Genomic DNA, 12,426 nt, shown 5'->3' on the forward strand with positions numbered 1-12,426 from the left:
TCGACCAATTGATTAAAAGTCAACTGCTCTACCAACTGAGCTAATAACCCGCTCTTTTTGTCGCATTTCGAGTGGGTTAACCATTCGTTTGCTGCGGGCGCTTATAATACTTATTTATAAAATGAGTGCAACCGAAATTGTCTCTTTTTTTAAGTTTTTATGTCTAGATGCACAAAATTAAACCGTTTGTGCTCAAACTACATGCAAATCCAACATTCTTCGAGAGTTTCCATGTAGTTTGCTCGCCTTAACTAGAAATTTAATCGCTGGTGAACTTTAGTTTCCTAAACGATCAGTTGCTAGTTTTGCAGCGGTTGTACTTGGGTATTGATTGATAAGATCGCTCAATATTTTTTGTGCTTGCGCCGCTGATCCCTGATCTTGTAAAAGTGTGCCTAACTTTAGCATTGCATCTGGGCGTTTATTAGAATTTGGAAATTCGTTAACAACCACTTTAAAATGCTCTACCGCTTTCACACCATCATTTTTAATAGTAAGCAACTGCCCTAACCAATAATGTGCGTTAGACGCATATACAGAGTTTGGATAAGTAGTTAAAAACGTTTGAAATTCAGGAATAGCTTGATCGTAGCGTTTATCTTTCATTATTAACGCAACAGCACGCTCGTACGCTTCATTTTCAGATAAGTCACTGCTGTAGCTTTGTGCATCGTTTGGCTGCGCCTGATCGGCTACTGGAGCTGCTGTTGGCTGTGTATAAGCCTGGCTCACGCGGTTTTCAATTTCTTGATACAACTCACGCTGACGCTGCAATACTTTTTCAAGTTTGTAGCTTTGCTCTTCGGTTACACCACGAATTTGACTTACTTCGTCCTGTAACAAGTTAAGTTGTTGCTGTAACTCTACTTGTAATAAGTTACGCGACTGCATCATATTCTCAAGCGACGCTAATCGCTTCTCGACACTCGATTGTGAACTTGCAGCTTCTGAAACAGGAGCGGGAGCAGCCATTAACTGGGTGCTCCCGCTCAATATCATGGCTGCCAAAATTATTTTCGGCTTCATAATATCTCTTATCTTAGTAAACTAATACCGCACGGCGGTTTTTAGCGAAAGCTGATTCAGTACGAGACTTAACCATTGGCTTCTCTTCACCGTAACTTACTACTGACATTTGACTAGCTGAAACACCTAAACTTTGTAAGTATTTTTCAACTGCTTGGCCACGGTGTTCACCTAATGCAATATTGTACTCAGGAGTACCGCGCTCATCCGCATGGCCTTCAATTAGTACTTTAACTGAAGGATTTTGAACTAAAAACTCAGCATGTGCACGCAGTAAATCCGCATACTTACTCTCAACAGTGGCTTTATCAAAGTCAAAGTAAATTACTTGCTCTTGGCGAAGAGCTTCGTACTTTTGGCGAAGTTGCTCTTCTGCTTGTTGCTCAGGTGAAATTGTGGCAACTTCAACTGTATCTGAATTGTTCGACTGTTCAACAACGCCTTGATTTGATTGGTTTGCAGCACCTTCATCTATATCTGAAGATGAGCTACAAGCTGCTAATGTCATTACTGGCACAGCAATTAGCAGGCCTTTAAGTATTTTGTTAAGTTGCATTGAGTAGATTCCTATTTTGAGTAAACCAGCAAATATTACTGTAAATATGGCGACCAAGCTGGAGCCTTTACTTGTCCGTCTAGCACAGGTAACCGTGCTTTAAAGCGGCCGTCCATCGATACCAGCGCGAGTACCTGTTTATTATTATAAAGCGTGCTATATATAATCATCGAGCCATTTGGCGCTATGCTCGGTGACTCATCAAGACGAGTTCTAGTTAATACTTGAAACGCGCCTGAAGCCAGCTCTTTCTTAGCAAGATGGTACTGCCCGTTGGTACGGTTAACCATCACTAATTCTTTTCCATCTGGTGTTATAGAACCCGCAAGATTCATATCACCATCAAAAGTAAGTCGCTGTGACCTACCAGTTTTTAAATTTAACTTATAAATCTGAGCATTACCACCCCTTTCAGATGTAAATACGATATCTTGACCATTTGGGTGCCAAGATGGCTCAGTATCTATGCTTCGATGACGTGTAAGACGAGTTTCTTTGCCTGAGATTAAATCTAGCAAGTAAACTTCAGTTGCCCCGCCTTTGTCTTTCGAAAGTACGAGTAAAAGCTTCTTACCATCAGGTGAAAATTGAGGGGCTCCGTTAATACCACGATAGCTTGCAATAATTTCACGCTTTCCTGTGTAAATATCTTGGATATAAATTTGGCTTTGTCGATTTTCGAACGTTACATAAGCTAACTTAGTCCCATCAGGAGACCAAGCTGGTGACATCAAAGGCTCATTTGAGCGCAATAATACTTGCTCATTAAAGCCATCATAATCAGCAACTACCAATTGATATGGCTTTGTATCTGAATCGCGCACAATTACATAAGCAATTTTAGTTAAAAAAGCCCCTTTTTCACCAGTTAACTTTTCATATACAACATCACTTATTCTATGAGAATAGCGACGAAAACCACTCTCGCTAATTACACTCTCTCGTGCCTCTAATATGTGAGCTTGGCTTTTGATTAATCTACCATTACTCATCATTTGTGTATTGCCACCAGTAATTTGACCGCGAATAACATCAATTAGCTCATAACGAACAAGGTAGCGCCCATTTGTTTGTTGTTCTACTTCGCCAACCAGTACAGCTTCTACACCCTTATTAACCCACGACGCATAATCTATTTCGCTATCTTTACTAGGTTGCTGAGGCATTTGTGGCACATCCACAGGCTTAAATTTGCCACTACGCATAAGATCAGCTGCAATAACATCACTTAATTTTGCAGGGATTGGACCAACACCTTGGTATTTAAAAGGTACAATGGCAATAGGCCTTGCACCATCTACGCCCTCCGTTATTACAATTTCGAGCGCGGCGTTAGCAGCACCCACAAACCCAAAAAGTAAAACTAAACAGGCTATTTTCATTTTGTTGAACATATCATTCCTTTAAAATTCTGGCTTGATTGTTAAATTAATATTCTTAAGCTGATCAAATACGTCTTTATCTTTAGATACTGGCAACGTGTCAGCCATCCGTACTGCTCTTAATGCGGCTTCACATACTAACTTATCACCACCTAAAGATTTAACTTGTGTAACCAAGCCATTAAAACCTAAACGGATGTTTACTCGACACTGTTGGTTTTTCATTTTTTCGTCAATCAGTAAGTTTTGTTGAATACGTGCCATGATTAAAGCGCGATATTTATCAACTTCACCTACAACTTGTTGTTGACGTATTTTATTTCGTGCAGCCTGTTCTTTAGCAAGTTGTTCTTGTAACATTTGCTCTTGCAATGCTTGCTGACGTTTACGTTCCGCCTCTGCTGCACGTTCCTTTGCCTCAGCTTCACGTATTTTTCGTTCAGCCTCTGCTTTTTTCAGCGCTTCTTCTTCAGCTTTGCGCTTATCAGCAGCAGCTTTCGCTGCACTTTCGGCTTCTAGCTTTTGCTTCTCAGCTTGCTTTGCTTTAGCCCGTTCTTTTTGCTCTATAGCGCGTGCTTTTTTAGCTTGTGCTTGCGCTTGCGCTGCTTCTTTTTCTTTAGCTTTACGTTCTTGCTCTAACTTTTTGATATGTCTAGCTTCAGATTCACGCTGCTTACGAGCATTTGCCGCTCTACGCTCCAAATCACGAATCCTTTTATCCTCTGCACGCTTTTTGCTTTCTTCTTTGTTTTTAAGCTCAGCAATTTTTTTCTCAACCTGCTTTTGATCAACGGTTACAGCTGATACCGCTTTATCCGGCGTTGGAATAGCCGAATTAAGCGTTACTTCCATTACTTTAGGTGCCGAAGGGCTAATATTTGCGGAACCCCATAAAAAGCCACCTAACGCTAAATGCAAAAGTACTGATTTGATTAATGAACTATTCATACTTCTACTGTGTCCCCTCAAAGGATTCCGTCATTAAGCCAACTGATGGTACACCCGCACTTTTCAAAAAATCCATTAGTAGTAATACTTCTTGATACGATACCTTACCCGATCCTTTAATCATAACTGGTACGTCGGGGTTTTTCATTAACTGTAATTTTATAACAGCAGCTACGTCAAGTGCTTCCATTGGTTCTTCAGGATCTGTACCTACGCTCACGTAATACTTACCTTGTGCATCTATTGACGCAATAATAGGTGGAGTATCTTTAGTATCAACTAAATCAGACTCCTCCATTTTAGGCAAGTCAACTTTTACACCATGCGTAATCAGCGGTGCTGTAGCCATGAATATAATCAGTAGTACCAACATAACATCAATGTAAGGTACTACATTAATTTCTGCGACCGGACGACGCTTTTTACGCTGATACATTCGCTTGTGCCTCTATTTGTGTAGCTGCTTGACGGTGTAAAATATTAGCAAACTCTTCCATAAAGTTAATATAATGAGACTCAAGCTTTTCAACACTGTTTGAAAAACGGTTATAAGCAATAACGGCAGGAATAGCGGCAAACAACCCCATTGCTGTAGCTATTAGCGCCTCTGCAATACCGGGGGCAACCATCTGTAATGTAGCTTGTTTAACTTCACCTAGTGCAATAAAGGCATTCATTATACCCCACACTGTACCAAACAATCCGATATACGGGCTGATAGAACCTACCGTAGCTAAAAACGATAAGCTAGATTCAATTTTTTCAATTTCACGAGAAAGCGCAACACGCATAGAGCGATGTGTTCCTTCCATAACAATACCTGCACTTTGGAATGTATTTTTTTTGTGACGCGCAAACTCTTTAAAGCCAGCAGTAAATAGTGCTTCAATACCCTGAGACTGAACACTACGTGACGAAATTTCATTATACAACTTGCTTAAATCAATTCCTGACCAGAATTTTTGCTCGAACTTCTTAGCGTTTGCTAGAGCATCCGATATTGCTTTTTTACGTTGAAATATAATTGCCCACGACATTACAGACATGGCAACTAGCCCTAACATTACTAATTGAACAAGCAAACTCGCCTCTAAAATTAGGTCTAAAAAATTAAGCCCTGATCCCACGTTAAACTCCTAAATAATTTCAAAATACGGCAAATTGATTAATTCGTATAAATATGACCACTTCTGCGGTCAAAAGTTGCGTCTAGTGTATCTAGTCCGTTTCAAGCTGACAACGATATTGCTATGAATAAGCAACAAAAAACGTTAAAAATCGCCTTTATTTATCATTTCTCATATAAAAACCAACCAAATTTTTATTAACAATTCATAAAACAACCAAACAAGTGCTTAAATATATCAATAAACTTCATAAAACACGGCGTTTATTCAAAATTAATGCATAAACACTCAAAAGCATTTAAACATGACTCCAATGTAATAGTAAAACTAATGCCGAACAACAACGCGACAATGCACGTAAGCATTAATTTTCATGAGCTTATGATTTTAACGATTAATTAACGCACAAGATTCAAACAACAATAAAATTCACTAAATTAGTTTTTCTAATCTGAAAATACAAATTTTCTAGTTTGAACAAAAAAGTAAACTTACGTATTATTCTCCCATACCGAGCTAGCGCACTGAATGAGATAGTTTCATTAAGCCAAGTTCCTAGTAATAGGATATTTTATCGTATTACGTTGTTTTACTCTTTCTGGATAAAACCAAATTTAGTAAAACGTAGTTCCCCTGGATTACTTCCTTCAACTTGTTGTTTGCCCGCATTTTTTGCGGGCTTTTTTTTGCCTGAAATTTAGTGTGCTACATATTTTATTTATAAACTAATAATTGCACTACCTAATTTACAATAAGTAATTCGCTTACTAGTTTGAATGGTACGCAGAATAGCTTCGCGAGTCTTAACGCCCTGTGAATTAACAGTTAACTATAAAGCGTATTTGTATTTTGAAATAACATATGCAACAGAGTGTTGAGGTTTTGAGTATAATAATTTGAAACAAAGGGATACTAAGACAATTACCTGCTGCGCAACAAAACACAGCAAGTAAAGTATATAGGCTAGTCTTTTTTAGGAAGTAAACCAAAGTGATGGTATGCACTGTCAGACACTATTCGCCCGCGTGGTGTACGCTGAATAAATCCTTGCTGGATTAAAAATGGTTCTATCACATCTTCTATTGTTTCGCGCTCTTCGCCAATAGCAGCCGCTACATTGTCGAGCCCGACAGGGCCGCCCATAAATTTTTCGATTATGGCGAGTAAATATTTGCGGTCCATATAATCAAAACCGCTTTTATCTACGTCAATCATGTCAAGCGCTTGCTTAGCTACTTCGGCGTTTACTGTACCGTCAGACTTAACTTGTGTGTAATCACGTACGCGGCGTAATAAACGGTTAGCTATACGCGGTGTGCCACGTGATCGCTGTGCAATTTCGGTTGCGCCATCGTCGCACATTTCTAAATCAAGATAATGTGCTGAACGCCCTACTATGTGCGACAAATCCTCTACAGAATAAAACTCTAATCGCTGCACAATACCAAAACGGTCACGTAGTGGCGATGTAAGCGAGCCTGCTCGGGTGGTTGCACCAATAAGTGTAAATGCAGGTAAGTCTAACTTTATAGAGCGCGCAGCTGGGCCTTCGCCAATCATTATATCAAGCTGGTAGTCTTCCATTGCGGGATACAGTATTTCTTCAACTTGCGGGCTTAGCCTGTGTATTTCATCGATAAACAGTACGTCGCCTTCTTCTAAATTAGTAAGCAGCGCAGCTAAATCGCCTGCTTTTTCAAGTACAGGGCCTGATGTTGTTTTAATACTTACGTGTAATTCGTTGGCTACGATATTTGCAAGCGTGGTTTTACCAAGCCCAGGTGGGCCAAATATTAATAAATGATCGAGCGCTTCACCACGGGTTCGCGCAGCTTCAATAAAAATTTCCATTTGCTGCTTAACATGAGGCTGGCCTCTGTAGTCGGCTAAGAGTTTTGGTCTTATTGCACGATCTATAGAGTCTTCATTTGTTTTTTCAGTCGCATCAATTAAGCGATCCGCTTCAATCATGGGTTACTCACAACATTGATTTTAAAGATTCTCTAATAAGAACCTCAGTAGACATATCGGGTTTGCTTATCGATTTTACTGCTTTTTGAGCTTGTGGCAATTTATAACCTAACGCAAGCAGTGCTGATACGGCATCATCTGCTGCATTATTGGCAATTGTCGTATCGCTCATTGGCTCTATTACTGCGCTATCGCTAAATGGCGTAAATAAATCATTGCCCCAATCTTTTAATCTGTCTTTCATTTCAAGCACTAAACGCTCAGCTGTTTTTTTACCTACACCCGGTAATTTAACAAGCGACGTTGAGTCTTCGTTATTTACACAACTTACAAATTGTTTTGCCGACATGCCCGATAAAATAGCTAAGCCAAGTTTTGGTCCTACCCCATTTGCTTTTAATAGCTCTCTAAATAAGGCACGCTCAACTTTATTATTAAAACCAAATAATAGTTGAGCATCTTCACGCACTACAAAGTGCGTATAAACAATCGCGTTTTCACCAATTTTTGGTAAATCGTAAAAACAGGTCATTGGCATTTGTACTTCGTAACCTACACCACTTACTTCGAGTAATACTTCTGGTGGCTGTTTTTCAACTAAAATACCATTTAAGCGGCCTATCATAATTACTTCCTTAAACGTCCTCTAACGGTTTTGCTTGCGCTGCCCGCTAGTTTAATTAAATTTTGTTCTGAGTGAGCATGGCAAATCGCAATAGCAAGTGCATCCGCTGCATCGGCCTGTGGCGTACCGGGTAGTTTTAAAATATTCTTTACCATATGTTGCACTTGTGTTTTATCTGCGCCACCGTTGCCGACTACTGCTTGCTTAATTTGCCTAGCTGAGTATTCAAATACGGGTAAGTCGGCCATAGAAGCGCCAACTATCGCGGCTCCTCGGGCTTGGCCTAGTTTTAAAGCAGAATCGGGATTGTGCGCCATAAATACTTTTTCTATCGCAAAATTTTCTGGCGAAAATTGCTCAATAAGCTGTGTAATACCTTGGTAGATCATTTTAAGCCTAACCGGAAAAGGATGATCGGCTAACTTAATACAGCCACTGCCTAAGTACGTAAATTTAGAACCTTGATGGGCAACAACACCATATCCGGTCAAACGTGAACCAGGATCGATCCCTAAAATGATGGCCAAACAGCGCTCCATTGTTATTATTTTTAAATTACGCTAATAATGCCAGAGCACTGTATAAATTACCAGTACAAAGAAAAACAAAAATGCCCACGTGTTAGGTGGGCATTTAAAGGAGCATGTTAGTTTAAGCTTACCCTAGCGCACGCACTAATCCTTGAGTGTTTTGTTTAAGTGTTCTGGCAATCATTAAATAGCCTAAACCTGCCACAAAAGCGCCGCCAGCTACCGGACCAATAATCCATATATGCGGGTGTAACTTACCGGCTAAATCAAACATTTGTTGCTGCACAATTAAAAGCGCTATATCACTAAAAAATGCAGCGACTAAGCCAGCTAAACCACCTAGTAATAAAAACTCATACAAGGTCGCATTTTTAATTAATCGGCTTTTAGCGCCAAGCGTTCTAAGTATTACAATTTCTTGCATACGTTCACCTAAACTAGCTTGCACTTGCGATATAAGTACAAGCGCGCCACACAGCACAACAATAGCCAGTACAAAGCCAATGGCGAGAGAGACTTGCGAAATAGTAGTTTGTATTTGCTTAACAAAGTTATCAATGTCAATCGCTGTAATAGTTGGGTAAGTGCGCAGTAACTGGCTAAAGTCACGCTTTTGCTCTGGGTTTATGCGTACCGACGAAATATACGTTGCAGGAAAATCTGCAAGTACATCGGGGCTTAAAATAATAAAAAAGTTAGGTTTAAGCGTGGCCCAATTAACTTTACGAACACTGGTGATTTTAGCGTCGAACGACTGCGAACCAATTAAAAATGTTAGCGTGTCGCCTATTTCAACATCTAAACGCTCAAGCATCGACTCCTCTACCGAGGCTTCGGCTGTTGCATTTTCACCAAACCACGTGCCTTGTGTTACTTCATTTTGATCAGGTACATCTTTAAGCCACGTAAGATTTAGCTCACGGCCGATACCTGCACGTGCTTCTTCGTCTTTTTTCTCGTTGTCTTGCAGCGATACAGAACGTGCTACCAACTCGCCGTTTACCGCATTTACGCGCCCACGAATAGTGGGATAAAACTCTGATACCTGAATATCTTTTTGTGCCAAATATTCATTAATTGGCTCAAGCTCATTTTGCGTAATATTAACTAAAAACGCATTAGGCGCGTCGCTTGGAAGTTGCGACTGCCAATCAGATATCATATCGTTTTTAAGTACCACTAAAAACAGCAGTAATTTAATCGCTAACGAAAAACTAATTAACTGTACCGCGTTCACATTTGCACGCTTTTGAATAGACGCAATTGCAAGCGACCAACTGTTACCCGGTTTTAAGCCGAGCTTTCGACCGCCACCAAATATTAATTTAGACACCAAAAACAACACACCAATTAGCGCAAGTGTTGATATAAACAAAATAAGCGTTATTTTTATGTTGTTACTAAATAACCACATTAATAAAAACACGGTTAGCGCACTCATACCTAAATGAACACGACTAACTGCCAACTTGTCACCTAAATTACGGCGCAGCACCCTAAGCGGTGGAATATCGAATAAATCAAATAACGGTTTAATAGAAAACATAACGGCGCAAATTACGCCAGTGCTTATAGCCACCAGCCAAGGTTTAAAGCCACCTAAAGGGAGCTCTGTACCCATACTCTTTGATAAGTAACTTGTTGTTATTTCTTGCAAGCCATAACCAATTAACAACCCAATACTTACCGCCATTACACATACAAGCAATAAATGGAGCATGTATATTTTGCGGATCATTGAGCGGCTACCGCCTAGCGTTTTCATCATCGCTACTGGGTCGTATTGGCGTTCACAATAACGTTTTGCTGAAACCGCTATAGCCACTGCTGCTAAAATAATACCTAATAGGCCGGCTAGTAATAAAAAGCTCTCTGCGCGGTTTAAACTATTTGAAATAGGTGATTGGCGGTCTTTAACGCCATACCATTGTTGGTTTTCTTTCATTTGTGGTTTAAGCCACTCATAAAAGCTATTTATGTCAGCCTCATTACCCGCATAAAGTTGGCGGTAATAAACACGGCTACCCGGTTGCACAACTTCGGTTTTTGCCACATCATCAATATTAATAAGCACACGACGGCTGCTTGAAAATACATTAAATGGCGCATCTGGCTCCTCTACAATAACTTTTGAAACATTAAATAATGCCGCGCCAAGTTCTACTTGCGCACCTATATCAATATTTAAACTGTAAAATACCGATTCACTTAGCCACACATTACCAGGCATTGGTCCACTATTAGCAACCTTAGTTTCACCTGTTAGGGTATCTTTAACTTTTAACTGGCCTTTGAGCGGATACGCATCAGATGCCGCTTTTACTGAGCTAAACTGCATTTCTTCATTGGCAAACAACATAGTGTCGAAATACACCATTTGAGCCGTTTTTAAATTTTGGCTTTGTGCTTGAGTAATAAAAGCCGTATCAAGCACATGATCACTGGCAAGAACGCGATCTGCAGCAATAAAAGCACTGCTTTTTTGTGCAATACTTTGCCCTATTCGCTCAGTAACCATAGACAGTGTAAGCACGGTTAACACAGCAAGAGCGATAGCTGCGCTTATAACCGTGAGCTCACCACGGCGAAATTCTCGTGAAAATAATTTAAGCGCTAACTTAACCCACATCAGCAACGTCCTCTACTTGGCTTTTTACCAGTAAACCCGCTTCTATTTGAATAATATGCTCACATTTTTGTGCAAGCCCTTCATCGTGAGTCACCAAAATAAGCGTAGTACCATGTTGCGTGTTTAAATCGAATAATAAGGATTCAATCATTTTACCGTTTTTGCTGTCTAAGTTAGCCGAAGGTTCATCAGCAAACAGTATTTTAGGTGTCCCAATAAATGCTCGCGCAATAGCAACACGTTGTTGTTCACCGCCAGAGAGTTGCGACGGGTAATGATCAATACGATGGCTCAATCCTACTTTTTCAAGTAATGCAATTGCTTGCTCTTTTGCATCATTTTCACCAGCAAGCTCTGCTGGCAGCATAACATTTTCAAGTGCTGTTAAGCTTTGTACTAACATAAACGATTGAAACACAAATCCAATTTTAGCCGCGCGCAGTGCAGCACGCTCTTCTTCATCTAAATTGTGTAATGGCTCGCCATCTAAAAACACTTCTCCGCTAGTGGCAGTATCCAGCCCTGCTAATAAACTGAGTAACGTAGATTTACCAGAGCCCGACGTGCCAACTATAGCAACAGACTCACCGTGCTTGACATTAAAGCTGATGTCACTGAGGATGGGCAGCTCTCCTTCAAAGGTAGAGACTACTTTAGACAAACCATTAACCTGAATTATATTTAATTGAGAAAGCGCTGACATATGACTCATTCAATCCTTCGTTTAGTATTCATTTTATTTTTAGTTATCAAACCGCTGAGCGCAGCAGCCGACAACACGATTTTAATACTCGGTGACAGTTTAAGCGCAGCCTACGGACTTCAACAAGAAGAAGGCTGGGTAAAATTGTTACAAGATAAATACGATGACGAACAAGCCGACATTGAACTTATCAACGCCAGTATTAGTGGCGAAACATCTGGTGGAGCCCTACGCCGTTTAGATGCATTGCTTGAGCAATACGAACCCACTCATGTACTTATTGAGCTAGGTGCTAATGACGGTTTACGTGGTTTCCCAGTTAAAAAAATGCAAACTAACTTGACGTCTCTTATTCAAAAAAGCCAAGCAGCTAATGCGATGACCGCCTTAATGGAGATTTACATTCCCCCTAATTACGGCCCGCGTTACAGCAAAATGTTTACTGACACTTTTTCGCGCGTTAGCGAAGAAACAAATGCGCATTTAATGAACTTTTTTATGCTCGATGTTGCTGGTCAACCTGAGCTAATGCAAAACGATAGTTTACACCCTAACAAAAAAGCCCAACCATTAATACGAGATGAGATGTATGACTCGATCAAAAAGTGGTTAAATAAAGACTAGCCAATTAATACACCGCAAGAGTGCCTTTTTAGGTCTCTTGCGTAATAAACACCCAAACAAACAATCGCTTATTGATTTTTAAAAAAATACACGTACTATTGCATACAACGTCGGTATGTGGCGCAGCTTGGTAGCGCACTGTCATGGGGTGGCAGGGGTCGAGAGTTCGAATCTCTCCATACCGACCATTTAATTCATTTAAATATTAAGTACTTATAATTTAAATAAAATACACATTGCTACACGCACAATAAATATTATTAATACATGTAGCATATATGTAGCTTCACTACTTACAGCTAATT

The 12,426-nt window shown here is 40.0% G+C and carries 12 protein-coding genes and 1 tRNA gene; 2 read left to right on the forward strand and 11 right to left on the reverse strand.

Translation table 11 applies throughout. The annotated features are described in order from the left end of the window. Positions 1 to 276: 276 nt before the first annotated feature. The 11 genes from ybgF to V6260_RS16495 form a co-directional block, all read right to left on the reverse strand. A complete protein-coding gene (ybgF, locus tag V6260_RS16445; protein ID WP_341595168.1) occupies positions 277 to 1,026 on the reverse strand; it encodes a tol-pal system protein YbgF in 750 nt (249 codons plus the stop codon). Between the two features lie 13 nt (positions 1,027 to 1,039). Beyond that, complete coding sequence (gene pal, locus V6260_RS16450; RefSeq protein ID WP_341595169.1) at positions 1,040 to 1,582, reverse strand: peptidoglycan-associated lipoprotein Pal; 543 nt, start codon at positions 1,580 to 1,582, stop codon at positions 1,040 to 1,042. 35 nt (positions 1,583 to 1,617) lie between these two features. Continuing rightward, a complete protein-coding gene (gene tolB, locus V6260_RS16455) occupies positions 1,618 to 2,976 on the reverse strand; it encodes a Tol-Pal system beta propeller repeat protein TolB (RefSeq protein ID WP_341595170.1) in 1,359 nt (452 codons plus the stop codon). Positions 2,977 to 2,985: 9 nt separating this feature from the next. Further along, positions 2,986 to 3,912 (reverse strand): cell envelope integrity protein TolA, encoded by a 927-nt coding sequence (tolA, locus tag V6260_RS16460; protein WP_341595171.1) that lies wholly within the window; start codon positions 3,910 to 3,912, stop codon positions 2,986 to 2,988. Between the two features lie 4 nt (positions 3,913 to 3,916). Then, on the reverse strand, positions 3,917 to 4,348 hold the full coding sequence (tolR, locus tag V6260_RS16465; protein WP_341595172.1) for a protein TolR: 432 nt from the start codon (positions 4,346 to 4,348) through the stop codon (positions 3,917 to 3,919). Beyond that, positions 4,335 to 5,039, reverse strand: coding sequence for a protein TolQ (gene tolQ / locus V6260_RS16470; RefSeq protein WP_341595173.1), 705 nt, complete (start codon positions 5,037 to 5,039; stop codon positions 4,335 to 4,337). The genes tolR and tolQ overlap by 14 nt, the downstream gene beginning before the upstream one ends. A 963-nt stretch (positions 5,040 to 6,002) precedes the next feature. After that, the gene (gene ruvB, locus V6260_RS16475) at positions 6,003 to 7,010 is read right to left on the reverse strand and encodes a Holliday junction branch migration DNA helicase RuvB (RefSeq protein ID WP_138585712.1); all 1,008 of its coding nucleotides are present in this window, start codon (positions 7,008 to 7,010) and stop codon (positions 6,003 to 6,005) included. A gap of 7 nt (positions 7,011 to 7,017) precedes the next feature. After that, positions 7,018 to 7,635, reverse strand: coding sequence for a Holliday junction branch migration protein RuvA (ruvA, locus tag V6260_RS16480; protein ID WP_341595174.1), 618 nt, complete (start codon positions 7,633 to 7,635; stop codon positions 7,018 to 7,020). A gap of 2 nt (positions 7,636 to 7,637) precedes the next feature. Continuing rightward, positions 7,638 to 8,162, reverse strand: a complete 525-nt coding sequence (gene ruvC, locus V6260_RS16485) for a crossover junction endodeoxyribonuclease RuvC (protein ID WP_341595175.1) — start codon at positions 8,160 to 8,162, stop codon at positions 7,638 to 7,640. Between the two features lie 130 nt (positions 8,163 to 8,292). Then, positions 8,293 to 10,794 (reverse strand): ABC transporter permease, encoded by a 2,502-nt coding sequence (locus V6260_RS16490; protein WP_341595176.1) that lies wholly within the window; start codon positions 10,792 to 10,794, stop codon positions 8,293 to 8,295. Next, positions 10,784 to 11,497 carry an ABC transporter ATP-binding protein gene (locus V6260_RS16495; protein ID WP_341595209.1) on the reverse strand — a complete coding sequence of 238 codons (714 nt, stop codon included), beginning with the start codon at positions 11,495 to 11,497 and terminating at the stop codon, positions 10,784 to 10,786. The genes V6260_RS16490 and V6260_RS16495 overlap by 11 nt, the downstream gene beginning before the upstream one ends. Between V6260_RS16495 and V6260_RS16500 the strand changes: the two genes are divergently transcribed. After that, positions 11,498 to 12,121 (forward strand): arylesterase, encoded by a 624-nt coding sequence (locus V6260_RS16500; RefSeq protein WP_007580376.1) that lies wholly within the window; start codon positions 11,498 to 11,500, stop codon positions 12,119 to 12,121. A gap of 111 nt (positions 12,122 to 12,232) precedes the next feature. Beyond that, positions 12,233 to 12,309: transfer RNA gene (locus tag V6260_RS16505), tRNA-Pro, on the forward strand. The last annotated feature ends 117 nt before the right edge of the window (positions 12,310 to 12,426 follow it).

The sequence above is a fragment of the Pseudoalteromonas aliena genome (genome assembly GCF_038155085.1).
Taxonomy (GTDB): domain Bacteria; phylum Pseudomonadota; class Gammaproteobacteria; order Enterobacterales; family Alteromonadaceae; genus Pseudoalteromonas; species Pseudoalteromonas aliena_A.

Coding starts and splice junctions, on each gene's coding strand:
- pal (WP_341595169.1), bottom strand. CDS start 1,582: ATGCAACTTAACAAAATACTTAAAGGCCTGCTAATTGCTGTGCCAGTA.
- V6260_RS16490 (WP_341595176.1), bottom strand. CDS start 10,794: ATGTGGGTTAAGTTAGCGCTTAAATTATTTTCACGAGAATTTCGCCGT.
- ruvB (WP_138585712.1), bottom strand. CDS start 7,010: ATGATTGAAGCGGATCGCTTAATTGATGCGACTGAAAAAACAAATGAA.
- ybgF (WP_341595168.1), bottom strand. CDS start 1,026: ATGAAGCCGAAAATAATTTTGGCAGCCATGATATTGAGCGGGAGCACC.
- tolA (WP_341595171.1), bottom strand. CDS start 3,912: ATGAATAGTTCATTAATCAAATCAGTACTTTTGCATTTAGCGTTAGGT.
- ruvA (WP_341595174.1), bottom strand. CDS start 7,635: ATGATAGGCCGCTTAAATGGTATTTTAGTTGAAAAACAGCCACCAGAA.
- tolB (WP_341595170.1), bottom strand. CDS start 2,976: ATGTTCAACAAAATGAAAATAGCCTGTTTAGTTTTACTTTTTGGGTTT.
- V6260_RS16500 (WP_007580376.1), top strand. CDS start 11,498: ATGACTCATTCAATCCTTCGTTTAGTATTCATTTTATTTTTAGTTATC.
- V6260_RS16495 (WP_341595209.1), bottom strand. CDS start 11,497: ATGTCAGCGCTTTCTCAATTAAATATAATTCAGGTTAATGGTTTGTCT.
- tolR (WP_341595172.1), bottom strand. CDS start 4,348: ATGTATCAGCGTAAAAAGCGTCGTCCGGTCGCAGAAATTAATGTAGTA.